Raw genomic sequence first — 22,773 nt, forward strand, 5'->3', positions numbered from 1 at the left:
TGGGGGTAATTTCATTACTGGAAATCTCCTAACGTGAATGTGTAAGTCTTGAGGATATTGGCATTTGATCCGGACAGTTTACTTTTGAAAAGTCGTGTGGATCACGACTTTTCAAAAGTAAACTGTCCTGCTTCTAATCACGCAACGCTATAGGGCACAATCTGAGATTAAAGATAATTAACTGGTGCACAACCATGGGAGAAACAGGGATTCGAGCCGCGATCGCTATTAGCTTGGGGGCGATCGCGGGTGCTCTGAGCCGCTACTACTTCACTCTATTGTTCAAATCTCTGCTGGATGCGCCGTTTCCCTACGGTACGTTCTTGATTAACCTGACTGGATGTGTAGGAATTGGTTTTTTAAGTGTTTGGTTGGGCGATCGCATTCCATCTCTTGCACCAGAGCTCAAGTTATTACTAATTACTGGATTTCTTGGGTCTTACACGACTTTTTCGACCTATGGTTTAGAGTCTCTTTCTCTATTTCTACAATCCCGCCTTTGGATAGGGCTAGCCTATTGGTTGGGGAGTGCAATATTAGCGCTTCCTTGTGTGTATTTAGGGACGGTTTTAGCCAAGATGAAACTCTAATGTCGGGCCGGCTTGCAGGCCCATAGTTGTACTTTGTATCTCTTTCCAATATTTTTTGAGTAATCTAAATCCCCTGGGTCGTTAGGTGCTCGAAAAGAATTTTGGCACCAATTCCAATCAGGACTAAACCCCCAACAATTTCGATCCTACGACCTAGAAAATTACCGAATCGATGCCCAATAAAAACCGCAACCAGGGATAGCAGAAACGTAATGCATCCGATGATGCTGGTAGATTTTGAGATGTCAGTTTGCAATGCCCCAAAGCTAATGCCCACAGCCAGAGCATCAATGCTTGTAGCAAAGGCCAGTACCATCAATGTGTGATTATTAGTCGGATCAAACCGCTCGCAACCGTCCTCTTCATTGATCGCCTCATAAATCATCTTGCCGCCGATGCCACTTAACAACGCAAAGACAATCCAGTGATCGATATTCTCGACCAGTGACTGGACACCCAGCGATATGAACCAACCCAGCAGAGTCATCAGTGCCTGAAATCCACCGAAAAAGAGCGCGATTTTCAGAGCTTTATTGAGCTTGAGATGTTTGATGAGAAGCCCGCTACAAAGGGCAACGGCGACTGCATCCGCAGAGACGCCTACCGCTATCAATGAATCGGTTGCAATCGTCATAGATACTCGCTAAAAATTCGTCAATCAGAGAGTCTGAGCGAAGGACCGTGGCTATAAGTAGCAGAGCCGGTGCATTTTTCAATCCCTCTTTTGTTCTATTATCCCCTGATCATTCTGGTTATGTTTCAAATCTACAAAACATTAGGCCAAAAAGGCTGTATTGACCGCAGAGTAAGTAATATGGCCTTTCTGATCTGATGGCTAATCATGCCGATCAATAGATTGTGGCTGGAGGGATTCACAGCGCTCCTCCGACCACAACTACCTTTAGATTGGAATTGTGACCATCCCTTCGCTATACACTAATGTATTGGCGTTCGAAACATCCATCCATGGCAACCATCAACGATAACTACCTCAAACTGAAGGCAGGCTACCTGTTCCCCGAAATTGGCCGACGCGTCAATGCATTTTCCGAAGCGAACCCGAATGCCAGTATTATTCGCCTGGGCATTGGTGACGTGACTGAGCCGCTGCCCCAGGCTTGCCGCGATGCGATGATTCAAGCGGTCGAAGAGATGGGCGATCGCGCCCAGTTCAAAGGCTATGGTCCCGAGCAGGGATACCTTTGGCTGCGTGAAAAAATTGCTGCCCACGACTTCCAAGCTCGGGGTTGCGACATCGATGCCTCCGAAATCTTCATCTCCGATGGCTCGAAGTGTGACACGGGCAACATCCTCGATATTTTTGGTGACAACAACACCATTGCTGTAACGGATCCCGTCTATCCCGTTTATGTGGATACCAACGTCATGGCAGGGCACACGGGCCCAGCCAATGATAAAGGTGAGTATGGCGGTCTGGTTTACCTACCTATCTCAGCAGATAACAACTTTACAGCTGAAATTCCTCAGCAAAAGGTTGATTTAATCTACCTCTGCTTCCCGAACAACCCAACCGGAGCGGTAGCAACCCGTGAACATCTGCAAGCCTGGGTCGAGTATGCCCGTACCCATGGCTCCATCATTTTCTTTGATGCAGCTTACGAAGCTTTCATTTCTGATCCCACCATCCCTCACTCTATCTATGAGATTGAAGGGGCACGGGAATGCGCGATTGAGTTTCGTTCCTTCTCGAAGAATGCTGGGTTTACTGGAACCCGTTGTGCCCTCACCGTAGTACCTAAATCCCTAATGGCGAAGGCCTCAGATGGCTCTGATGTGCAGCTTTGGGCTCTGTGGAACCGCCGCCAATCTACCAAGTTCAATGGTGTATCCTACATTGTTCAGCGTGGTGCCGAAGCGGTCTACTCGGAAGCCGGCCAACGGCAGGTCAACACGCTAATCGGCTTCTACATGGAAAATGCCCGCATCATCCGTGAAAAGCTGACAGCAGCCGGGTTCTCTGTGTATGGTGGCGTCAACGCTCCCTACATCTGGTTGAAGACCCCCCACGGTTTGGGCAGCTGGGACTTCTTTGATAAGTTACTTCATACCTGCAACGTGGTCGGCACCCCAGGAGCAGGTTTTGGTGCTGCAGGAGAAGGCTACTTCCGAATTTCTGCCTTCAACAGCCGAGCCAACGTCGAAGAGGCGATGAACCGTATCACTGAAAAGTTTGCAGTCTAACGGTAATTCAGCGAAAAGGTGGGAGCGTAGCTTCCACCTTTTTCGTAGGCGATCGCACACATTTTTACAAAGATATTAAATTAACCTCAATTCGGGATAAGCTCAAAAGCCCATTTTGTAGTGCGTGAAGCGCACTACAAAATGGGCTTTTTCGAGGGGCGCGCTTTGCGCGCCCCTCGAAAAAGCCCTTAACCCAAACTCAGGTTAAATTACAGTAAATCGCCGCTCACCTATACCCTAAGGTAAATGCCGCATGCCAATTTAAAAGAAGCCCACGATTGTAGGTACAACCGCACTTACAATCGTGGGCTCTCTTGATTCACGGTCAGTTGTTGTCATGCACAGATGGGCTGTCCAAATACTGCTCATAGAGATTGTGTACTAAATTTTCCAAATTCTCGTCAGGGCAGCAGTCGAACAGGGCATCGAAAATATCGATCAGGCGAGCGGCAGTTTCTCCAAGGGTGGGGCTGAGGCCCCAAACATCCTGCACCCAATCCTGAGGGCGATCGCTCTCGAAAATCATCCGTTCCAGTAACTGGCGGGCTTCTGTTTTAGAAATAGCCATCACAATTCCTTCAATTCCATGGGGCTCAGTTTGTCTATGGTAGGAGGAAGTGGGCACTTCACATCCACTTCTCCCTACCATAGACAAATCTGCACTCAGTTTTACTAAGCCTCGGGTTTCAGGTCACGTTCCATTAAGGCTTCTACCGCCTGCTGGGGCGTAATCTGCTGATTCAGTAGCAGATAGACCTGATGAGAGATGGGCATAGAAATCCCCTCTCGATTGGCAATGGCAAACAGAACATTGGCCGTATTAACTCCTTCGGCGGTTTCGCCAATGGCCGCAAGAGCTTGCTCTAATGTCGCTCCCTGCGCCATCCGAAAGCCCACTTGATAATTGCGGCTGAGGGGGCTGTTGCAGGTTGCCAGTAAATCTCCCAACCCTGAAAGGCCAAAGAAGGTTTCGACCTCACCACCCAGGTAAGTCCCAATGCGAATGATCTCGGCCAGAGCACGGGTGATCAGAGCAGATTTTGCATTCGTGCCCAGTTGCAGGCCATCACAGACCCCAACGGCGATCGCAATCACATTCTTCAGCGTTCCCCCCAACTCTGTCCCAACTGGGTCCTGATTGGTGTAGACCCGAAAGCGATCCGACGCAAACATTTTTTGTACCGTTTGTGCGGCTTCTGGATTTTGGCTGGAGACGACCGTGGCTGCTGGAAGCCCCTGGTAGATTTCCTTTGAAAGGTTTGGTCCAGAAAACACCACAACCGGGTTATCGGGAAAATGCTCCTGCCAAATTTGTGACGCGGCACAAGTGGTTTCCGCATCCAGTCCTTTTGTGGCCGTTACGAGAATGACTTCTCGGTCCAGACCCAGTGTCTGTATCTGTTTCGCTACCTGCGGAACTCCTTTGATAGAGACTGCTGACAGGATAACGCCTGCATCTTCCAGAGCCATTTCCATAGGTAGGGAACCCCGTCGCGACCAGAGTTTAGGCGAGTTTCCGGCCCGTCTGGCTAGCTCATAAAGGACAGAACCCCAGGCTCCGGCTCCTAGAATTGTCAAGGGTTGAGGGGTAGGATGTTGCGAACTCAGCAAGAGGGAAAGAATACCAACAGAACGGTTTTCATCTTAAACAATAAGGCGCTAGTTTTTGTAGAAGGGTGAATTTTGCCAGCAATTCTCATTTTGAAATCAGACCCGAAAATCGCGCGCCAAAGGCGCGCGGTTTCGGGCATCAAAGCCAAGAGTTCACGCCCGTAGGGCGTGAACTCTTGGCTTTGATGCCCATACTGAGAATTGCTGGAATTTTGCCGGTGCATCGCACCGGCAAAATTCACCCTTCTACATACTGAGGTCCTGAATTCTGCAGCATAAAGCGCACAGAATTCAGGACCTCAGCAAGACTGCCCAGACAATTGTCAGAAAACTCGGCTGAAATTAGCCCTAGACTATGAAAAGATTCTGTAAAAGCGATAGATCAATCGGGGCCGGAAGCATTTCGCCCCGGAAGTCGAGCAGTTGTACCAGCAGCAGATAGCCAAAGCTGAGGAGTAAGGCGATCGCCCCGGTGACAATCGCAACCCATTTCGAACGGTTCATAATTGGCTTTTAGATGGGAATCTTGATCTAGAGTGACATAAAAATTGGCAAGATCGGGAACAAGTAAAGTGTGTTCGCTCCATTTTGATTGGCATGGATACTGAAACCCAAGCGTCAATGACTCCTCTTTTACCTGGGCAGTCGGTGGTGATTCACACCCGTGAACTCCGCAAGGTTTACCGTTCTGGCTTCTGGTTCAATCAAAAGAACCAGACCCTTAACAACTGCTCCCTGGACATTTATGAAGGGGAAACCTTTGGGCTGCTGGGGCAGAATGGGGCAGGAAAGACGACCCTCCTGAAGATCCTGCTGGGTATTGTGCGGCCCTCTAGCGGTAACGGCATGCTGCTGGGCAGACCGCTGGGCGATCGCACAGTCAAGCACCGGGTCGGCTACTTACCAGAAAACCCTTACTTCTATGACTACCTCACGGGTTGGGAATTACTGGAGTACGCGGCTGGTCTGTTTCAGTTGCCATCTGCTGTACAACGTCAACGCATCCCTGAACTGCTTGATCTGGTCGGCTTAGCTCGTTCTGCCGCTCAAAAGAAACAGCTTCGGCAATACTCTAAGGGGATGTTGCAGCGCATTGGGGTTGCCCAGGCCTTAATTAATGATCCGGATGTGGTGTTTTTGGACGAACCGATGTCAGGGTTGGATCCTTTAGGTCGCTTCCAGATTCGAGAAATTATTCAATCCCTGAAGACCCAGGGTAAGACGATTTTTTTTAATAGCCATGTGCTGTCCGATGTCGAGGCAATTTGCGATCGCGTCGGTATTCTGGCTCAAGGAGAACTCATTTGCCTCGGTTCAATCCATGAGCTGCTGGGCACCACGGATCTGTACCGAGTAAGAGTTCAAAATGCCAATCCTGAGGTGCTGCGACAGTGGATGCCCGATTTGGAATTTAAGGATGGTTTTTGGCAGGGGCACCTCAAAGGCCAACCTCAAGACTTTTTCTCTAGTCTGCGGCTGATGAAAGCTCAATTAATCTCAATGAGTTTGGCTCGCCCAAGTTTGGAGGAGTTTTTTATCCAACAGCTTCAACAACGGGGCATTTTCAAAAGCCAGTAATAGGCTCATAAGTGCCTTCATAAAAGAGAGGGGCGACGTATGACGTCGCCCCTCTCTTTTATGAAGGCTATGGCAACCCCTTTCCGATCTGATGAGGTATGAGAGATGAATGTGGAGCTTTGCCCCACATTCATTTCATGAAAAGCTATTGTGACTTCATTGCCCGTTCCATTTCGCGCTTATCCTGTTTCTTCTTCAGATCTTCGCGCTTGTCGTAGGTCTTCTTGCCTCGGGCTAGGGCGATCGCTACTTTCACTCGCCCCTTCTTCATATACAGCCGCAGCGGAATCAACGTCAGTCCCTTTTGCTCCACCTTGCCAATTAAGCGGCGAATTTCATCCTTATGAAGCAGGAGCTTCCGAGTACGGCGAGGATCATGATTGAACACCTGGCTGGCGGTGTCATGGGGCGAAATGTGAACGTTGTAGAGCCACACCTCTTCATCACGAACCGATGCAAAGCCATCCTTCAAGTTGGCTTTGCCCTGTCGCACAGACTTCACCTCCGTTCCCCGCAGCTCAATGCCAGCCTCGTAGGTTTCCAAAATTTCGTAGAGGTAGCGGGCCTGTCGGTTGTCCGCCACGATTTTGATGCCGTCTCCGTTATCTGCCATCGTAGTTCTTCGTTACCTTACTAACAGTTCCCTGGGATTGGGGAAGTCGGAAAAGCCTTGCGGTGTGCTGGCTTTGTGAGTATGGCTTACTCCACTACAACGTGCCACTCATGCAGTTCGTAGGTGACGCAGCCATTACAAATCAGGGGATCACGTGCCACAATATCCTTCGCTTCTTCGAGAGAATTCGCCCAGAACAATAACATACCGCCGCCCCGTTCCTGCCAGTACCCAGTCTTGGCTTGATGCCCCGAGGCAATCAGATCTTTTACAAAGTCCAGATGGGCTGGCACATACTGGTCAAAAGTGGGTTTATCGACGAGGCCTTTTTCAATCTTGACAAACCAGGGCATTGGTTGCGTTCTTTCGTGGAATGGGTATTATCGGATGGCTAAGAGGGTGTTGAAAGATTCATTTCTCTGCACCAGCAGACAACCAAATCAACCCTTTTCAGGGCTGGCTTCTCAAACATCCTCTAAGGATACCTTAGCCAGAAGTTTTGCTGTCGTCGATCGCTCTTCAGTAAGCTTCATGGAAAGAGCCGTCAGGTTTGTGCTTCTAACAAGACAGTGCGTTGCTTGCTTCAATCGTATCGATGCCCATCACAGGACTTCATGACCACAAGCCACAACCCAAATCCCCGATTTTTTATCGCATTCCTGCCTCCTGCGGAGATCGATACCTTTGCAACGACCATTATTCAGGAACTCGGTAGTCGCTATCAAACCCGCACGGCCAAAGCTCCCCCCCACATTACGCTACAACCGCCCTTCGAGTGGCCCGTGAACGCCCTTCCAGCTTTAGAGAGCAGCCTCCGAGCGTTTGTGCAGACTCAATCCCCAGTTCCTATCAGCCTGTCTGGGTTTGGCGCATTTTCTCCCCGTGTGCTTTACATTAAGGTGCTCAAAACGCCTGAATTGCTTCAGCTTCAGGCCTCGCTCATGCAACATCTGGAAGACACGTTAGGGATTGTTGATCTCAAGAACAAGCGACGTGGTTATTCGCCCCACATGACTTTGGCTTCTCGCAACTTGAACCCACACACGTTCGAGGAAGCCTGGATGGATTTACAGAAACGGGAAGCGAACTTTGAGTTTACGAGCGATCGCCTCACTCTACTCATTCATCAAGGCCACCGTTGGGAGAACCAGCAAGACTTTTCTTTGGCTGAGCACGGTTTTTGAGCAACAGTTCGCATTTGGAAATCTAGATTGGGGAGGCTGCACTCCTCAGGTAAAGCCTAAACTGGATTCAGGTTAAGGGCGTTTTCGAGTGCTGTGCGCAATGCATGGCACTCAAAAGGCCCATTTTTGCTTATCCCGCACTGAAGTTAGTCCAAAGCGAGAACTACTGAGTTTTAAAATTACCCCTTGACAAAAAAGAGGCAAAACTGTAACAATAGATACAGAAATAAATCGTTCATCTCTTTGCCAAACAACTTGGCAGAAGAGACGGAAGTAGGGAAGCCCCGAAGGAACGCGCCTCCAAACTACTCTTCAAGACTGAAGCGAGGCGGACGTTATGCAACTCAATTATCGTGGTATCAAGTACGAAGCCAATTCTCCTGTCGTTAATCTGAATAACAGCAATCCAGCAGATGCTACTCTGCGATATCGTGGCAACGCTTACGACACGAATTTGCCTGTTGTTGCTCAAGCTAAAGTAGAAGCAGCAGATGCTACTCTTCAGTATCGTGGCAATACTTACAACGCAGCTCTACCGACCATTGCTCAACCTAGCGCAGAATCTGTAGCAAGCTCTGTGGTGGAAGCTGATCCTGCTCCTGTTGCAGCTGTTTCTGGCGATCGCGCCCGCTCACTGATGATGAACCACCACCGTCAGGTCAAGCAACGTCAGCAAGTTATGCTGTCCCGTCTGGCTACTAGCATTGGGCTAGATGGTAGCGAAACGGCGAAGTACTGGAACCATATTCAAGGCAAGGTTCACCCCAGTTTCTGGGCAACCTATGATCGCAGCCACGCAGCAAGCAGCTGATTCATGCATCCACAGACCAACGCATCTTTGAACCCTAAGTCATAGTCATCTCTGGACAAAAGGTTCTCTTTAAGAAAAAGGCACTCCATTAGGGTGCCTTTTTTATTGCGTCTTGCATGTTCTCAGCTTCTATCGCGCTACGCGTTTAGACAATACCTGTCATTCTTTTTATGGGAGTGGTGGCTTCGCCGCCACTCCCATAAAAAGAATGACAGGTTGCTTATTTGTGATCCTGAGGAATAACAAGAGGGAGGGGCAAAATTACGGGGTTTCAAAGTTGAGCTTTCGCCCTCAACAATAAAATCTCGTAGTCATACTTATTCCGAAAAGGTTTAGAAAACGGCATAGTGCTAAAAGCAGGCAAAACGCATCAATAATGCTGCTCCTGACACTATGTTTGGCCGTGACATATGAGTTTCACGGCCAGACATACTGCCTTGATATACCCCTCTTTGGTGCTTAATTTATTTTTCAGGCTGCATCATGACCCTACAATTAGAGCGACGATATCGCCGGTCTCGGAAGTTTTTCTGTGCGAATTTCAATTCCTATGGTTTCTCTCAAGTAGAGCTACTTGTAACGCTGGCAGTAATGACTCTGCTAGTTTCTATACTTGTTCCCTCGTGGTTGGGGTTGATGACGGGGCAGACCCTAAATCATGCTCAAGATGGTGTATTTCAGACAATGCGAGCTGCTCAGGTACAAGCCAAAACTAACCATGCAGCGTGGCAAGCCAGCTTTCGAGATACTCCTCAGGGCATCCAAGCAGCAGCTCACCCCGTCAATGCAGAACCGACCCAAATCCCCTGGGAAACTCTCAGTTCCGGTGCCCAAATCGATGCTGCAATGACGACCCTTTTGCAAACCGCTGGAACTTACCAGATCCGCTTTACTGCGCAAGGTGGAGTGAGTGGCCAGATGGGCCGGATGACGCTGCGGCGAGGCGATCGCACCTCCAGACGCTGTGTATTCTCATCTAGCCTTCTGGGTGCTCTACGTACAGCCCGTAACGAGGAGTGTAATCGAAATTTGCAATAGGGCACCTGGCGATAGCCTTGCGCATGAAACGCGTTTTCTATGAATTGATACAGCGCTCAGAACCGGGCAGTCTGTTTTTGAAAAGCCGCGCTCCGCAAAGCTTTTCAAAAACAGACTGCCCTAACTAACGTAACACCAGCAATAAGTGCAAGTCTGCGAATGCATTTAAGGGATTTGGAATCCGCGCAGTTTTCGCTGTTCCTCCTGCAGCCCTTTGCCTTGTAAGAGAACTCCGAAGTTCCCCAATCCCATTGGGTCAATTAATCCGTGGAGTGCTTCTCGCCGTGCCAGAAGGTCAGATAGGGTAAACGATTCACTAAAACTGCGGTTGGATAACTCGGCAATGCGATCGCCCATGCCTAATGCCATCAAAAATAGCCCCTGTTGTGTAAACCCAAGAGATTCTAGCCCACACTTCTCTCCTTGCTTTTCCAAAGCTGTGAAGTTGACGTGGGCTGTAATATCCTGGCTACCAACGTGGATGAAGGGATTGTCGTGGTGGTGATGCTGAAAATAGCACTGAAGTGTTCCTGCACGACGGCTGGGAAGGTAGAAACGCTGAGCCGGATACCCATAGTCAATAGTGAGCACATAGCCTTGCCGCAGCCTTTGAGCTACAGTTGTAAGCCAATCTAGTGAAGCTAAGTTAACTTCAGTGCTGTAGCCATCGGGGTAGGGGGGCGTTGTTAAGGAGATGCCACTCAGCTGAAGATAAGTTTCTACCTCGGGGGTGGAGAGGGGGGCGATCGCCTCTCCAAAAACACCCTCCTCAGCTTTCTCCGACTTCACGACAAAAATTTCCTGCAACGCTCCGTCTTTCAGGATGATCCGATGCACCGGAAACGCATCGACCAGCTCGTTGGAGAAGAAACATCCTACGACTGAGTCAAGTGGAATTTCATCCCAAGTACGCCAGTGCAGGCGGTCAAACTCTAACAGATTGCTCATTTGTTGCTGTTGGAGTTGACGCAGGGCAGGAGAAGCCTCCACCACAATGTACTCCAGCGCATCGAAGCAGGCATCATGGTGGCGGTGCAGATACCGCAACACATCCCGCACCAGTAATCCTTGTCCGGCTCCCATTTCTACCAGGGTGAAGGGTTGGGGGAAACCGAGTAACCGCCACATCTCGGCAAACTGTTCGGCTAACAACTCACCAAAGTCGGACCCTAGGTGAGGAGCGGTATAGAAATCTCCTTCTTTGCCAATGTTGACCCGGTTGGTAGCGTAGTATCCGTACTCTGGGTCATAGAGGGCCAGATTCATAAACTCTGTAAAGGGAATTCTTCCTTGGGGCTGTGCAGCGATGTGTTGAGCAATGCGATCGCACAACAATGGATGACTCTGGTCAGCTTCTAACCCCTGCTTATCTTGCATATCCATCAATCCTGGTCATTAACTTCATATCTTGCCCTAAAAGCTAGAACTCGGCAGTGCCAGTACAAAGCGGAAGCAATCCCAGAGTTCTGCTTTTAGGACAGTAAGGTACAGGATGTGAGTAAGCCCTGATGTATAGGCCCAAGGCATTGTCACCTTCTCCAAAGTTATGTTAAGTTCTATTACAGAACCGATACCTAAGTACTGAGGTTATTGAGCCATGGAAAATCAAGGAACAAAGTTTGGTTTCACTCAGTTCGCTGAAACCTGGAACGGTCGTCTGGCTATGCTTGGCTTTGTAATTGGAATTGCCACCGAATTGCTTACCGGGCAAGGCATTCTGTCCCAACTGGGTCTCATGTAATTTTGTATCTCTCGAATATCTCATCTAAGTTGTAAAAAGCACCCAATCGGGTGCTTTTTTCTGCTGTATGCATTGCTTATAGCCTTTCCCAATCTGGTGAGGTACGAGAGATGGTTGTGGAAGTTTGTTCCACATCATCTCTCGTACCTCACCAAACCGAGAAATCTCGTAAATGGCTTTGATAAAGCGTGTTTCCTCTGCGGTAGCTTTACTCAGCCGTGCTACTCAGACGATGTTTTAATTGAACCCATGCCTGACGCATAGACCAGAACTTGCTGGCTTCCATCTCCGCGATCGTTTTGTGGGCCTGATCCAGTTGTTGACGTACCTGAGCGAGTTCCTGTGCAAGTTCTTGCTTGAGAGCCAGATATTTGCCGTCCTGTTGACCGATCGCCTTCTCCAAATTCCGCCGCATGGGCTCATAGGTCTTCTCAAGAGCAGGAGCCGCTTCAATGTAACCCATTCGCTCCAGAGCAGAACCGTGGCGAGCCAGAAAAGTCTCTAGCATCTCATCGGTAAAGCGGTCTTGCCACTGCCCAGAAGTACCTTTGCGGAAGAAGGGATGTAAAGGTGTTTTTCCCTGTTGCTTGTACCAGGCCTCCTCCCGCTTCTTCAAATTTTGAAAATCACAGGCTTCGATCGTGAAATTCACCCGCTCCATATCGATAGGAAGCCCTGCAAATTCTAAACAGCGCAGAAATTGTGTCTGCGTATCTGCCTTCATATCTTCGTAGCGTAACAGCAAGAATTTTTCGGGAGCGTTGTCCAGCCAGGAATGAACATGGTCGCTCCACGTAGAGAACGGATCTAGCTGATCAGCATTAAACGCTTTGACGTAGTCTCTAAAAGACATCCCGTCGGGGATGCGTTTCCGGCTCTGCATATGAAAGTAGTAGGAAACGGCTACATCCCGACCGTCTCGCACAATATAGATGACGCGGGGGTACTCTGGGCGGTAGGGTTCGTGACTTTTAATGTATCGGGGGGCCTTCAATGCCGCCAGTTCAGCCGGATTTTTATAAATGTCTGGAATGATCTCGGAAATATTAGGAGTTTCCTCACCAGAGAGGTAATGCCCAAAGAGGTATCGGAGCCAGGTGTTTCCTGATTTAGGATAAGACACCAGAAACAGGTCATCTGGCAGCGTGTCGATCCGAACGTTTTCCATAAACCGCGTTTAACAAACCTTAAAAGATGTTATCAAGTTCAGGTCACGAGTTACCGACCTGTCATTAAACTGAGGACAATTTCCCGCCATGAGCGACAACCACGACCTTAGAGAAGCAAAATCCGCTTCGACGCTTCAACGGGTTCGTACGATCAGCCACCTGCTTGACAATGCCCTTCCTGTCCCTGGTACCCGTTATCGGGTTGGTCTCGATCCTTTTCTCGGATTGATCCCCGGTGGTGGTGACACCATTGGAGCCGTTCTGTCTGCTTACATCGTCCTGGAGGCATTACAGTTACGGCTGCCCCGTGAAACTCTCATCCGGATGGTCACAAATTTATTAACAGATAGTGTGCTCGGTGTGATTCCCTTTGTTGGAGATTTGTTTGATTTTGGCTGGAAAGCCAATAGCCGTAACGTTGCTTTGCTAGAAAAACATCTGGCGAATCCGACAGGTGCTCGCCCTGCCGATCGCTGGTTTATTATCCTTATGACGTTAGTCGTCATCGGGATTGTTGTGGGGTTTGCGATTCTAGTGGGCCTCGTTTTCAAGTTTCTCCTGGGTCTCCTACTCACCCCATCTGTGGGTTGATAGCTGCCGATCAGGAAAGAACCAACCTCCTACACAGAAATAAACAGCTCTACTGGTCGTGGGATAATAGTTCGGCTGTTTCCTTGGGTTAGTGGCATGGTAGAAGCGACGCGGTTCACCACCGATGTGATGAATAGCGGAACACTGGTCGATTTAACGTTTCAGTTGCCCGACCCCGAAGACGAAGATATTTCTCAAGCCGAGTTTGAACGGTTGATCGAAACGGCCTGGCAAGTGTGCGATCGCTTCGACTTGCAAACTGACATCTGGCGCGGGCGAATTTTGCGGGCCGTGCGCGATCGCGAAAAGCGGGGCGGTGAAGGCAATGGTCAAGGATTTCTCAAGTGGCTGCAAGAACGAGAAATTAGCAAGAGCCACGCGTACAACTTGATGGATCTGGCAGGAAGTGCCGATTTGTTGCTGTCAGAAGGCGTGCTGGAACCGGAGGACGTGAATCAGTTCACCAAACGGGCTTTTGTCGAGACGGCTCAGGCAGCCCCGGAGGTGCAAAAAATGATCGGGGATGCGGCTCAAAAGGGCGATCGCATCACCCGCCGCGAAGTCCGCCAGCTAGCGGATGAGTGGACTGCCATGACTTCTGAGCTGCTGCCCGAGGAGGTTCGCGAGAAAGCCGCTAACAACACCATTCCTACCCGCTATCTGGCTCCTCTGGTACGAGAACTCGAAAAGCTGCCCGAAAGCCACCAGGAGCAACTTAAGGGAGAGGTTGCCGAAAATCCCGATGTAGATACTATTAAGCAAGCCACCGCTGAGGCGAAATTCCTGGCGAAATACATCAATGCTGCCACGGAGGTACAAGCCCTCAATCGGGAGGGAATGGACCTGGAGCAAGCCCTGGAGGAAGCGCTGCGGGTTGGCTGCTTGAGTGCGACGGCCGATCTTGTAAGTCAGGCATCGCAGTTGGAGCAGATGATCGCTCGCTTATTCACCACCTGGAAGCGAATCAACAGCCTTTCCGAACGGGTTTATTTAGACAGTGGCTCCAGTACCCCTCAATTACGATCGCTCCTTGCCTACCTGGAACCGCTGACTGGCGATACCCTGGAGATACAATTGGGCGAACCAGGCAGTAGTTTTTGCCGAACCATTCGCCTAAAAATCATGGCTGAGGATGAATAAAGGGGTATGGCGTTCAGTTCGCCCTATCGAGAAGCACAACTTCAACAGTTCATTCGCAAATTGGGCTTTACCGCCCAACCCAAAATTGACTGGCTTTTGCTGGATCAAGCACTGACTCACCCCAGTGCTGATCCTGCCCGTAATTACGAACGCTTAGAGTTTTTGGGAGATGCAGCCCTGAAGCTCACAGTCTCCCGCTTTCTATATGACCATCTGCCGACTGCGACCGAGGGAGAGATGTCGGTCTTGCGGGATGTGTTGGTGAGCGATCGCATGCTTGCTCAGATTGGCGGTCGTTATGGCCTGGATCGCTACCTGCTCCTGGGAAATGCCATTCTCGGTGATGTTAGTGGACGAGATAGCCGCATTGCTCAAGCGTTAGAGGCTGTTTTAGGGGTTTTATACTTAGCAGAGCCAAAGTTAAGCCTAATTTCAATCTGGCTGGATCCTCATCTCCAAAAAATGGTTTCAGTCATTCAAAACGATCCAGCTCTGATGAATTACAAGGGGGCACTCCAGGAACTTACCCAGCGAGATTTTCAAGTCCTACCGGACTACCACATTACTGAAGTTTTTCACTCAGCTACTCAGGCTGAACGTTTCATTGCGGAAGTGTGGATTGCGGGTCAATGCCGAGGACGTGGCACTGGCTCGTCGAAGAAAATGGCTGAACAGGCTGCTGCTCAGGAAGCATTCCTGGCACTTCATCGGCAGTCTCTATAGCGCTTTGCCCGTTGATTCAATACAGTGGTGTAGGCCGTGAAGCGCCCTATACCCCTGTTTTTGTACTTAACGCGGTTGCACGTCACGATATAGCTTGAGTGTGGTTTTCCAAGCAAAAGGGATGGTGAGTCTGACTCACCATCCCTTTTGCTTGGAAAGCCTTTGTGCGATTAAGCGCCTTGAGTAACGGCTGACCGCACTTCGGTCAAGTGAATGATATCCTGCCGAGGATCAACGTAGCTGACTTTGACTTCCAGGCGATCGCCTGGATAAATCGCTCGGTCAAACCGCATGGCTAATTCCAGCCCCAAGTCCTCCAGCAAAATTAGCCCTAGCCCTTCGTGTTCCCGCAGCCAACGGAGCATCAGCGATTGCCATATCTCCTCTTGATGGCGGCGCAGGTATTCCAAGCCCCAATACCGATTGCTCTGGCGCTCGACCATTGTTGCTTCGTAGGTCACCGCGCTAACCGACTGGAGAGTCTCTTTCAGTTCCTCTTCGGAGAAGGGGAGGCTGTTGCCCTGCAGATGTGCCTTGATCTGGAAGTGGGCCAGCAAATCTGTATAACGCCGAATGGGAGACGTTACCTGAGTATAGGTATCCAACCCCAAACTGGCATGACGAATGGGGGTGATTCCCATTTCACTACGAGGCATGCAGCGGCGAATGGCAGAATCCCGTACAGGACCAGAAGGCAGTGCTAGTAGCTCTTCCTCTGGTGGTAGTTCTGGCTGAGGTTGCCCTCGGAACGGTAAGGGGATCTGGTTTTCCTGCCCGTAGCGACCTGCTACTTCTCCGGTCAGAATCATCATTTCTGCCACCAGTTGGCGGGCCGAAGAATCCTCCAGAACATCAATCGTAACTTCGTCTTCTAGAACTTTAATGGACGACTCTGGCATCCGGATCGTAATCGCCCCTTGAGTTTGGCGAAACTCATACCGCTTTCGTGCCCATTGATCCAGCCCCAGTAACTCCTGCTCAGCCATAACACCCAGCTCAATCATCTCATCCACATCGTCGTAGGTCAGGCGATAGGTCGGCTTGACCAGAGTGGGATAGATTTCATAGCTGTGGATAGCTCCCGTTTCTTCCAGCACCACCGCAAAGCTAAGGGAGCAACAAACTTCTCCCTGAATCAGGCTCATGGGGCCTGTCGCCAGCTCACTGGGGAACATCGAAATCATACCCGTCGGCAAGTACAGCGTCGTACAGCGGCGGCGGGCTTCTTGATCCAGTACATCCCCAGGGGTAAGCCATCGAGTTGGGTCAGCAATGTGGATCCAAATCCGTTGCTTACCGTCTTCCAGATACTCCAGGCTAAGCCCGTCATCGATTTCGCGGGTGCTGGCATCGTCAATGGTATAGACCTTCAGGTGGGTCAAATCCAGACGATTGGGATAGGAATCAGGGGGAGGCATGGTGAGGTAGCTCTGAGCGGTATCGAGAACCCGGCTAGGAAATTGAGTGGGTATCTGGCTGCGTCGGAGGAAGAGGTTCTCATGAGGCTTCCACAGTTTCAGGTCTACCAGCAGCTGGAAGGCTGCTGGTGCCGTATCGCCTCGTCCCAGAGCTGTCAATACTTCAATGGCCGCGGCTCGGTTATTGGCTGCTTCTCCCAGGGTGGCATATTTTTCCAGAGTTTCCAAACGCGACCGATCGCTATTCTGCCATTCGACAGACTCCCCAGCCAGAGCAGCTTGAGTCCGTTCCAGGAAGCTTTGCCATTCGTGCTGCTTCTGCTGTTGCACCGCTATTTGGTGCCGTAGTTCTTCAACCTGAGTTACCGGGCGGGGTTCGTAGCGATCGCCCTTCTGCTTAAAAAACAACTTGTCGTCTGACAGCAGACAATGCGCCGCATAACATAGAGGCGCACTTTGGTCAGAAAACAGCAACAGTGCCATTCCAGTAGCGTCTGTTGCCTCACCGTCCTCTACTAAGAGCTCCCAAGCTACTTCCAGGCTCGAGGGGTCTAAGTAGGGCTCAATTTCGGCAAGGAACCCTGGAATATCTTTAGGTTCATAACCCTTGCCCGTAACGGTATAGGTCATCTCTCGGGGATGAAGCTTGTGAGCCTGGCCCCGCTGGTCAATGGCAATCCAATCGCGCTTGCCTTCAGGCCGATCAATAACCGCGAGGCGGCGATCGCCATTGACTCGGAATTCAACCAGCGTCCCTTTCTCCATCCCAATTCTTTCAGGTAAGTTGTCAATTTGATGCGTACTGATCCCTTTACAGCCTCTTGCTTGAGGGGATAAGAGCATGGAAATTTCTAAGTTCTTTGTAGCGATCCCCAGTGGAATGCAACAAAAAAATCAGACCCAGCCAACACATTTCTCTATGGTATCTGGGTCTGATGAATTCGTCTGTGTTGAATTATCCTTCGCGGTTGACGAAGGGTAGCAACGCAAGAAGGCGTGCCCGCTTGATGGATTGGGTCAAATCACGCTGCTGCTTAGCAGTTAGCCCAGTGATACGGCGGGGAAGGATCTTGCCACGCTCAGTAATGAACTTCTTCAGCAGATCCACATCCTTGTAATCGATGGGCTCAGAAGGCTTAATCGGGGAAACTCGACGACGGTAATAGCTCATGATGCTTTTCTCTGTACGGTCAGGACTTCAAGAATCAATACGGACAAAATGGCCCTTTGACGACAAGGCGTCTCAGGACATTGATTCACCAGGAGATTTACTTGATCTCCTTGTGGACCGTGTGCTTGTTGCAGTGGGTGCAGAATTTGTTTAACTCCAGCCGGTTGGTAGTATTCCGGCGGTTCTTGGTGGTGGTGTAACGCGAAACCCCAGGCGATCGCTTATCGGGGTTTGTGCGACACTCGGTGCATTCCAGCGTAATGATGATACGGACGCCCTTGGCTGCCATAATTAAAGGCTCATCTTGAGATTAAACACAAACTATTATTTTTTCATACGACTGCGCAGATCGGCAACTAATTTTTGGACTTTCATATCTAAAGAGTAGCCGCGCCGGCTTTCAACAATAAAAGTGCGGGCGAAGCGGTCATGGAGTGTTAAACCCCACTCGGAACCATTCAGCGCAAAGATGGCATCACCTCCTAGAGGAATCAGTAATAGCAGGGCCCAAGCGGTTGTCGGGCTCAGGTGTGTTATGCCCCAGAAGGCCCAGAATGTGACGATCCCCAATCCTAGCTCCCGTTTTGTCAGATCTTGCAGCGTCGGAGTTCCTCCTCGACCACCATCCAGAATCCGCATATCCATCGCCCATCGTCCCAGGCTCTGGCCTCGGTTACGTGATACCAGTACCACCCGCATCCCCAGCCAACCCACTCCAAAGACGAATAGCTGAGCCCATCCCACGCCCATAAAGCTGCTGATTAAGCCAACTCCCAGGGCATCAATACCCAGGGCTGCGCCCCGGCGCCATAGGGGTACCGGAACAGGGCGTTGGGTAGGAGGAAGTCGGGTCATAGCCGGGCTCCAAAATGTAGCGCTGAAGGGTAAGGCTACGGGCGATCGCCTGCTTCCATGATATAGCGATCGCCCAGTAGGATTTGTTTGCAGATAATTAGAACATGGGTCGTCTATCCCGAAAACAGACCCGAGTCACCAACCTTGATGTTGAGGAGAACGCTCCTCCCTTGTTTCCTAACTCAATTGGTTCGACTATAAGAAGGCATTTGAGACGTTAATGCTGATCTCCTGGCCTGCCTATGCTCCCTGTTGTTGAAGCTGAAGACCTGATTCTGCAGCTCGTTCGTCCCCTCACTGCGACCCAAGATTCTGAATCGATAGATCTTCTTCAGGGGCTGGGACGAATTCTCAGCCAACCAATCCTCAGCCCCCTTGACTTTCCCCACTGGGATAACTCAGCGATGGATGGGTATGCTGTACGTTTTGCTGATGTTGCCGACTGTGGCTCTGAGCAGCCTGCAATTCTCCGTGTTGTCGAGGAGATCCCTGCTGGAGTGGCTCCCCAGAGAATGGTTCAACCGGGTGAGGCGGCGCGCATTTTGACCGGAGCGATGATGCCTGCTGGGGCTGATACGGTTGTCATGCAAGAAGTTACCCGGCGAGAAGGGGATGATGTTCATATCTTGTCGGCCCCCAAACCGCAGCAATTTGTCCGCCACAAAGCAGAGTTTCATCGGGCAGGTGAGCTGTTGCTGTCTCCAGGAACGGTGCTAAATCCACCCGAAATTGCCGTACTGGCAGCTGCTCAATGCCCTCAGCTATCGGTTTATCGGCGATTGCGAGTCGCGATACTCTCCACTGGAGATGAACTAGTTCTGCCGAACCAACCTCTTCAGCCCGGGCAAATTGTGGATTCTAATCAATATGCATTAGCCGCGGCGATCGCTCAAGCTGGAGCCATCCCCCTGCCTCTTGGCATTGTGGCTGACGACCCCGAAGCTTTGCGTCAGGCGATTAAAAATGCTTGTATGCAGGCTGATGTCGTCATTTCCTCGGGGGGGGTCTCCGTGGGGGACTACGACTATGTCGAACAAATTTTGCAAGAACTGGGTGGTACCCTTCACATCCGTCAGGTAGCAATCCGACCGGGTAAACCGTTGACTGTCGCCACCTTCGAGGAAGATCGAGCCGCTTCTTTATACTTTGGGCTTCCTGGCAATCCTGTATCGGCTCTGGTAACCTTCTGGCGATTTGTGCGACCAGCTTTAGCAAAAATGGCTGGACAGGCTGAAGGGTACCGGCCTAGCTTTGTGTGGGGGCGATCGCAGCAAGAACTCAATGGAGACAGCAGACGAGAAGCTTATTTATGGGGCCGCCTGACAATAACGGAGGTTGGCTATACCTTTATCCCAGCAGGAGGTAGTCATAGTTCAGGGAATTTAATCAACCTGGCTCAGACGAATGCTTTGGCGGTACTTCCTGCAGGGCAAGTTTCTGTGAAAGCCGGAGAATCCATTCAAATTCTGCCGATAAGTTAGCGATCGCCTTCTTCATGAAGCTTGGGAAGAAAGGGCAAAGCTTCACTTTAGATAGCCAAGAGTTATATCAACATTCTCTTAGATAAGTAGAAAAGATAAATATGCTTTGCTGGCTAGTGCAAAGCGCCTCACCCCAGCTGTATTTGGGGTTTTTTACTCCATTTACGGAGACATGGATGGCGCATGATGGGTAACACCCATCATGCGCCATCCATACTTCATCCTGAGTAAGCAGAAAATACAGTGTTGCTGGGAGTTCTAGAGCTTTAAGGTAGGGTCAAGGTAACGGAAATTTATAAACAAAATGTTAAGTTCCGCATAATGGCGGATAGAGTATCAGCCATCCATCGACCCCCCATAATTCCGGAGAGCAGCTACCTTATAGATAGCCAAGGACAAGAAATCCCTAACAAACACAGGTCAGCCTGGTTGAGTTTCTCACCTAAAGCATCTCAGCGGCGACATTACCTGATTTCAGGAAAAAGATTTAAGGATTTCTCGCAAACCAATTGGCGATTTTGAAAAAGTATGGCTACAGTATTGATCTGGTTGTAAATACCCAATTGCTTTTTCATTTCTTAACAGTCAGTCAGCTGGGGCAATGAAGATGCAATTCAAAAGGGAAAAGCTACAATCAGGATTGATCTCAGACTTAACTGAGAACATTTTCATACACAACCCATAAACCTGACCCCTTCCTAAATGGAGACTTTTGTCTCCGAGGCCACCCGTCTGCACCGGATGTCCCATGCCCACTGGGCTGTGGATCACAATGGCTGGCTTGGTTCTCTAAATTCACCCCAAAGATTCTGTAATTCCACGAATTGCTGAATCTTGCACTGTTATTTGAAGGAGCATGAGGAGCACGGCATGACCCAGGCAAACGACGTACTCGAGACCCTTGACCCTGTAGAGGCAGATTTTGACCTCGCGGATGCAGATGAGGATCGGGACGATGGTTTTGACTTCCAAGCGGATGCAGACGACGACGATAAGCCGGTAAAAGGTCGTACCTCACGGCGGCGGGCGCAGACCAAGAAAAAGCATTACACCGAAGATTCCATCCGCCTCTATCTCCAGGAGATTGGACGAATTCGCCTTCTGCGAGCCGATGAAGAAATTGAACTGGCTCGGAAAATTGCTGACCTGCTGGAATTAGAGCGGGTACGCGAAAAACTGATGGGCAAGCTCGACCGGGAGCCAAACGACACCGAGTGGGCAGAGGCTGTTGATATGGCGCTGCCGGCCTTCCGTCGTCGCTTGTTTGTAGGTCGCCGTGCAAAAGACAAGATGGTTCAGTCTAACTTGCGACTGGTGGTATCCATCGCGAAGAAGTACATGAACCGTGGCTTGTCTTTCCAGGATTTGATTCAGGAGGGGAGTCTGGGCCTGATTCGCGCCGCCGAAAAGTTTGACCACGAGAAAGGGTACAAGTTTTCAACTTACGCTACCTGGTGGATTCGTCAGGCTATTACTCGGGCGATCGCTGACCAGTCTCGTACCATTCGCCTTCCGGTTCACCTTTACGAGACCATTTCCCGCATCAAGAAGACGACCAAACTGCTGTCTCAGGAAATGGGCCGGAAGCCGACCGAGGAAGAAATCGCCACTCGTATGGAAATGACCATCGAAAAGCTGCGATTCATTGCTAAATCGGCTCAACTTCCCATCTCCCTTGAAACCCCAATTGGTAAAGAAGAAGATTCTCGTTTGGGCGACTTCATCGAATCCGATGGTGAAACCCCTGAAGATCAGGTATCGAAGAATCTGTTGCGGGAAGATTTAGAAACCGTACTCAGCACTTTGAGCCCTCGCGAGCGTGACGTGCTGCGCCTGCGCTACGGCCTGGATGATGGCCGTATGAAAACGCTCGAAGAGATTGGTCAAATCTTCAATGTAACCCGTGAGCGTATTCGCCAAATCGAGGCGAAGGCACTTCGGAAACTCCGTCATCCGAACCGGAATAGTGTTCTGAAAGAATACATCCGCTAATTCTCACAAGCTTGAGTTGTGTGCTTTGCATAAGTAGGAGCCTTTTTCGGAAGGCTCCTTTTTTTGCTTGATGGATATGGGGGAAACCCGGCGCAAGCCTGGTTGATGCCCTTGTGAAGGGGTATGAGACTATACTTTCGGCGATCGCACTGTGGAACTCCATGGAAAGCGAGAAAAGACCGATGCCCGAGTTCGGTAAATTCTCGATAGAGTTTTTTGCCAAGCTAAGGGATATAAGGAGATGGCCTAGCAGGTACAGATTTAATTTAGAGTCTGCTACTTTTACGCTTACAAGTATATTTTCTTGCTGGGAAAGCTGTATTCCTGAAGCTGTTACCCAATCGTTTGAGAGTGAATCTCAGCATATGGGGTAGGGTTAATCGTCGCTCTTTGCCATCTCTACGGACGAGGTCATGAATCAGGGGCAAGAGCAGAGAGTAAATGCAAAAATTTTAATCGTAGATGATACAGCCATTAGCCGTAAGCTCCTGGCTGAAATTCTGCGGCGTGAGAAGTACGACATCTATGAAGCAATAGATGGCGCTTCGGGTTTGAAAATCGCTCAGCTGGCTTCTCCAGATTTGATTCTGCTGGATATTTGTATGCCAGGGCTGAATGGGTATGTTGTGTGCCAACACCTTAAGAAGCAACCTGAAACGCGCAACACACCAGTTATTTTTGTGACGGCTTCAACGCAACATGGAGCTCGCATGAAGGCTTTGGGGTGCGGGGGCAATGATTACATCACGAAACCATTTGCAATCCCAGAACTAAAACAGTGCGTAGCTTACCATTTGCAGAGCTAAGCTACGCATTCTATATACGAGGGGATAGGCATACTCTTCTCCATACAGGATAGAGCGTC

Annotated in this window: 25 protein-coding genes and 1 riboswitch; of the genes, 13 read left to right on the forward strand and 12 right to left on the reverse strand. The window is 50.1% G+C overall.

Annotation, left to right across the window (positions count from 1 at the left end; translation table 11 throughout):
• The first annotated feature begins 194 nt into the window (after positions 1-194).
• Positions 195-590 carry a fluoride efflux transporter CrcB gene (gene crcB, locus H6F91_RS08420; protein WP_190771409.1) on the forward strand — a complete coding sequence of 132 codons (396 nt, stop codon included), beginning with the start codon at positions 195-197 and terminating at the stop codon, positions 588-590.
• Positions 591-654: 64 nt separating this feature from the next.
• Here crcB and H6F91_RS08425 read toward each other — a convergent pair whose 3' ends face one another.
• Positions 655-1,224 (reverse strand): manganese efflux pump MntP family protein, encoded by a 570-nt coding sequence (locus H6F91_RS08425; RefSeq protein WP_190771410.1) that lies wholly within the window; start codon positions 1,222-1,224, stop codon positions 655-657.
• Positions 1,225-1,556: 332 nt separating this feature from the next.
• Between H6F91_RS08425 and H6F91_RS08430 the strand changes: the two genes are divergently transcribed.
• Positions 1,557-2,792 (forward strand): LL-diaminopimelate aminotransferase, encoded by a 1,236-nt coding sequence (locus H6F91_RS08430; protein WP_190771411.1) that lies wholly within the window; start codon positions 1,557-1,559, stop codon positions 2,790-2,792.
• A gap of 325 nt (positions 2,793-3,117) precedes the next feature.
• On the opposite strand, the gene H6F91_RS08435 is transcribed toward H6F91_RS08430, so the two are convergent.
• The 3 genes from H6F91_RS08435 to H6F91_RS08445 form a co-directional block, all read right to left on the reverse strand.
• Positions 3,118-3,360: a hypothetical protein gene (locus H6F91_RS08435; RefSeq protein ID WP_190771450.1), complete on the reverse strand. Its 243-nt coding sequence runs from the start codon at positions 3,358-3,360 to the stop codon at positions 3,118-3,120.
• Positions 3,361-3,464: 104 nt separating this feature from the next.
• Entirely contained in the window at positions 3,465-4,400 is a 936-nt protein-coding gene (locus H6F91_RS08440) for an NAD(P)H-dependent glycerol-3-phosphate dehydrogenase (RefSeq protein WP_190771451.1), read from the reverse strand.
• Positions 4,401-4,751: 351 nt separating this feature from the next.
• Positions 4,752-4,907: a hypothetical protein gene (locus H6F91_RS08445; protein WP_190771412.1), complete on the reverse strand. Its 156-nt coding sequence runs from the start codon at positions 4,905-4,907 to the stop codon at positions 4,752-4,754.
• 93 nt (positions 4,908-5,000) lie between these two features.
• Between H6F91_RS08445 and H6F91_RS08450 the strand changes: the two genes are divergently transcribed.
• Positions 5,001-5,981, forward strand: coding sequence for an ABC transporter ATP-binding protein (locus H6F91_RS08450; RefSeq protein ID WP_190771413.1), 981 nt, complete (start codon positions 5,001-5,003; stop codon positions 5,979-5,981).
• A gap of 145 nt (positions 5,982-6,126) precedes the next feature.
• On the opposite strand, the gene smpB is transcribed toward H6F91_RS08450, so the two are convergent.
• A complete protein-coding gene (smpB, locus tag H6F91_RS08455) occupies positions 6,127-6,594 on the reverse strand; it encodes an SsrA-binding protein SmpB (protein WP_190771414.1) in 468 nt (155 codons plus the stop codon).
• Between the two features lie 86 nt (positions 6,595-6,680).
• The gene (locus tag H6F91_RS08460) at positions 6,681-6,947 is read right to left on the reverse strand and encodes a YciI family protein (protein ID WP_190771415.1); all 267 of its coding nucleotides are present in this window, start codon (positions 6,945-6,947) and stop codon (positions 6,681-6,683) included.
• A 261-nt stretch (positions 6,948-7,208) separates the two neighbouring features.
• On the opposite strand from H6F91_RS08460, the gene H6F91_RS08465 reads away from it, so the two are divergent.
• The 3 genes from H6F91_RS08465 (at position 7,209) to H6F91_RS08475 (ending at position 9,627) form a co-directional block, all read left to right on the forward strand.
• Positions 7,209-7,778: a 2'-5' RNA ligase family protein gene (locus H6F91_RS08465; RefSeq protein ID WP_190771416.1), complete on the forward strand. Its 570-nt coding sequence runs from the start codon at positions 7,209-7,211 to the stop codon at positions 7,776-7,778.
• Positions 7,779-8,008: 230 nt separating this feature from the next.
• Positions 8,009-8,077: riboswitch (Glutamine riboswitch) on the forward strand.
• A gap of 38 nt (positions 8,078-8,115) precedes the next feature.
• Positions 8,116-8,589, forward strand: a complete 474-nt coding sequence (locus H6F91_RS08470; protein WP_190771417.1) for a DUF4278 domain-containing protein — start codon at positions 8,116-8,118, stop codon at positions 8,587-8,589.
• A 483-nt stretch (positions 8,590-9,072) separates the two neighbouring features.
• Entirely contained in the window at positions 9,073-9,627 is a 555-nt protein-coding gene (locus H6F91_RS08475; RefSeq protein ID WP_190771418.1) for a prepilin-type cleavage/methylation domain-containing protein, read from the forward strand.
• A gap of 165 nt (positions 9,628-9,792) precedes the next feature.
• Here H6F91_RS08475 and H6F91_RS08480 read toward each other — a convergent pair whose 3' ends face one another.
• Positions 9,793-11,004 (reverse strand): class I SAM-dependent methyltransferase, encoded by a 1,212-nt coding sequence (locus tag H6F91_RS08480; protein WP_190771419.1) that lies wholly within the window; start codon positions 11,002-11,004, stop codon positions 9,793-9,795.
• 220 nt (positions 11,005-11,224) lie between these two features.
• Between H6F91_RS08480 and H6F91_RS08485 the strand changes: the two genes are divergently transcribed.
• Complete coding sequence (locus H6F91_RS08485) at positions 11,225-11,368, forward strand: chlorophyll a/b-binding protein (protein ID WP_190771420.1); 144 nt, start codon at positions 11,225-11,227, stop codon at positions 11,366-11,368.
• 208 nt (positions 11,369-11,576) lie between these two features.
• On the opposite strand, the gene H6F91_RS08490 is transcribed toward H6F91_RS08485, so the two are convergent.
• On the reverse strand, positions 11,577-12,536 hold the full coding sequence (locus H6F91_RS08490; RefSeq protein ID WP_190771421.1) for a sulfotransferase domain-containing protein: 960 nt from the start codon (positions 12,534-12,536) through the stop codon (positions 11,577-11,579).
• An 88-nt stretch (positions 12,537-12,624) separates the two neighbouring features.
• Between H6F91_RS08490 and H6F91_RS08495 the strand changes: the two genes are divergently transcribed.
• From H6F91_RS08495 to rnc, 3 genes are all read left to right on the forward strand, one after another.
• A complete protein-coding gene (locus H6F91_RS08495) occupies positions 12,625-13,128 on the forward strand; it encodes a DUF4112 domain-containing protein (protein ID WP_190771422.1) in 504 nt (167 codons plus the stop codon).
• Between the two features lie 96 nt (positions 13,129-13,224).
• Positions 13,225-14,268, forward strand: coding sequence for a hypothetical protein (locus tag H6F91_RS08500; protein WP_199307706.1), 1,044 nt, complete (start codon positions 13,225-13,227; stop codon positions 14,266-14,268).
• Between the two features lie 6 nt (positions 14,269-14,274).
• Entirely contained in the window at positions 14,275-14,991 is a 717-nt protein-coding gene (rnc, locus tag H6F91_RS08505; RefSeq protein WP_190771423.1) for a ribonuclease III, read from the forward strand.
• Positions 14,992-15,161: 170 nt separating this feature from the next.
• Here rnc and H6F91_RS08510 read toward each other — a convergent pair whose 3' ends face one another.
• From H6F91_RS08510 to H6F91_RS08525, 4 genes are all read right to left on the reverse strand, one after another.
• Positions 15,162-17,174, reverse strand: a complete 2,013-nt coding sequence (locus tag H6F91_RS08510; protein ID WP_190771424.1) for a ribonuclease R family protein — start codon at positions 17,172-17,174, stop codon at positions 15,162-15,164.
• A gap of 190 nt (positions 17,175-17,364) precedes the next feature.
• Positions 17,365-17,580 carry a 30S ribosomal protein S18 gene (gene rpsR, locus H6F91_RS08515; RefSeq protein ID WP_190771425.1) on the reverse strand — a complete coding sequence of 72 codons (216 nt, stop codon included), beginning with the start codon at positions 17,578-17,580 and terminating at the stop codon, positions 17,365-17,367.
• A gap of 97 nt (positions 17,581-17,677) precedes the next feature.
• Positions 17,678-17,872 (reverse strand): 50S ribosomal protein L33, encoded by a 195-nt coding sequence (gene rpmG, locus H6F91_RS08520; protein ID WP_190771453.1) that lies wholly within the window; start codon positions 17,870-17,872, stop codon positions 17,678-17,680.
• A gap of 32 nt (positions 17,873-17,904) precedes the next feature.
• Entirely contained in the window at positions 17,905-18,435 is a 531-nt protein-coding gene (locus H6F91_RS08525; RefSeq protein ID WP_190771426.1) for an RDD family protein, read from the reverse strand.
• Between the two features lie 242 nt (positions 18,436-18,677).
• Between H6F91_RS08525 and glp the strand changes: the two genes are divergently transcribed.
• The 3 genes from glp (at position 18,678) to H6F91_RS08540 (ending at position 22,714) form a co-directional block, all read left to right on the forward strand.
• Positions 18,678-19,916: a gephyrin-like molybdotransferase Glp gene (glp, locus tag H6F91_RS08530; protein WP_190771427.1), complete on the forward strand. Its 1,239-nt coding sequence runs from the start codon at positions 18,678-18,680 to the stop codon at positions 19,914-19,916.
• Between the two features lie 870 nt (positions 19,917-20,786).
• Positions 20,787-21,908 (forward strand): RNA polymerase sigma factor RpoD, encoded by a 1,122-nt coding sequence (rpoD, locus tag H6F91_RS08535; protein ID WP_190771428.1) that lies wholly within the window; start codon positions 20,787-20,789, stop codon positions 21,906-21,908.
• Between the two features lie 413 nt (positions 21,909-22,321).
• Positions 22,322-22,714: a response regulator gene (locus tag H6F91_RS08540; protein WP_190771429.1), complete on the forward strand. Its 393-nt coding sequence runs from the start codon at positions 22,322-22,324 to the stop codon at positions 22,712-22,714.
• Positions 22,715-22,773 lie beyond the last annotated feature (59 nt).

Origin of the sequence: Leptolyngbya sp. FACHB-8, assembly GCF_014695575.1 — a bacterium.
In the GTDB taxonomy this organism is placed as follows: Bacteria; Cyanobacteriota; Cyanobacteriia; order Elainellales; family Elainellaceae; genus Vacuolonema.

Excerpts from the sequence above, each read along its gene's own strand:
- crcB (WP_190771409.1), top strand. The coding sequence starts at position 195 with ATGGGAGAAACAGGGATTCGAGCCGCGATCGCTATTAGCTTGGGGGCG.
- H6F91_RS08425 (WP_190771410.1), bottom strand. The coding sequence starts at position 1,224 with ATGACGATTGCAACCGATTCATTGATAGCGGTAGGCGTCTCTGCGGAT.
- H6F91_RS08430 (WP_190771411.1), top strand. The coding sequence starts at position 1,557 with ATGGCAACCATCAACGATAACTACCTCAAACTGAAGGCAGGCTACCTG.
- H6F91_RS08435 (WP_190771450.1), bottom strand. The coding sequence starts at position 3,360 with ATGGCTATTTCTAAAACAGAAGCCCGCCAGTTACTGGAACGGATGATT.
- H6F91_RS08445 (WP_190771412.1), bottom strand. The coding sequence starts at position 4,907 with ATGAACCGTTCGAAATGGGTTGCGATTGTCACCGGGGCGATCGCCTTA.
- H6F91_RS08450 (WP_190771413.1), top strand. The coding sequence starts at position 5,001 with ATGGATACTGAAACCCAAGCGTCAATGACTCCTCTTTTACCTGGGCAG.
- smpB (WP_190771414.1), bottom strand. The coding sequence starts at position 6,594 with ATGGCAGATAACGGAGACGGCATCAAAATCGTGGCGGACAACCGACAG.
- H6F91_RS08460 (WP_190771415.1), bottom strand. The coding sequence starts at position 6,947 with ATGCCCTGGTTTGTCAAGATTGAAAAAGGCCTCGTCGATAAACCCACT.
- H6F91_RS08465 (WP_190771416.1), top strand. The coding sequence starts at position 7,209 with ATGACCACAAGCCACAACCCAAATCCCCGATTTTTTATCGCATTCCTG.
- H6F91_RS08470 (WP_190771417.1), top strand. The coding sequence starts at position 8,116 with ATGCAACTCAATTATCGTGGTATCAAGTACGAAGCCAATTCTCCTGTC.
- H6F91_RS08475 (WP_190771418.1), top strand. The coding sequence starts at position 9,073 with ATGACCCTACAATTAGAGCGACGATATCGCCGGTCTCGGAAGTTTTTC.
- H6F91_RS08480 (WP_190771419.1), bottom strand. The coding sequence starts at position 11,004 with ATGCAAGATAAGCAGGGGTTAGAAGCTGACCAGAGTCATCCATTGTTG.
- H6F91_RS08485 (WP_190771420.1), top strand. The coding sequence starts at position 11,225 with ATGGAAAATCAAGGAACAAAGTTTGGTTTCACTCAGTTCGCTGAAACC.
- H6F91_RS08490 (WP_190771421.1), bottom strand. The coding sequence starts at position 12,536 with ATGGAAAACGTTCGGATCGACACGCTGCCAGATGACCTGTTTCTGGTG.
- H6F91_RS08495 (WP_190771422.1), top strand. The coding sequence starts at position 12,625 with ATGAGCGACAACCACGACCTTAGAGAAGCAAAATCCGCTTCGACGCTT.
- H6F91_RS08500 (WP_199307706.1), top strand. The coding sequence starts at position 13,225 with ATGGTAGAAGCGACGCGGTTCACCACCGATGTGATGAATAGCGGAACA.
- rnc (WP_190771423.1), top strand. The coding sequence starts at position 14,275 with ATGGCGTTCAGTTCGCCCTATCGAGAAGCACAACTTCAACAGTTCATT.
- H6F91_RS08510 (WP_190771424.1), bottom strand. The coding sequence starts at position 17,174 with ATGGAGAAAGGGACGCTGGTTGAATTCCGAGTCAATGGCGATCGCCGC.
- rpsR (WP_190771425.1), bottom strand. The coding sequence starts at position 17,580 with ATGAGCTATTACCGTCGTCGAGTTTCCCCGATTAAGCCTTCTGAGCCC.
- H6F91_RS08525 (WP_190771426.1), bottom strand. The coding sequence starts at position 18,435 with ATGACCCGACTTCCTCCTACCCAACGCCCTGTTCCGGTACCCCTATGG.
- glp (WP_190771427.1), top strand. The coding sequence starts at position 18,678 with ATGCTCCCTGTTGTTGAAGCTGAAGACCTGATTCTGCAGCTCGTTCGT.
- rpoD (WP_190771428.1), top strand. The coding sequence starts at position 20,787 with ATGACCCAGGCAAACGACGTACTCGAGACCCTTGACCCTGTAGAGGCA.
- H6F91_RS08540 (WP_190771429.1), top strand. The coding sequence starts at position 22,322 with ATGAATCAGGGGCAAGAGCAGAGAGTAAATGCAAAAATTTTAATCGTA.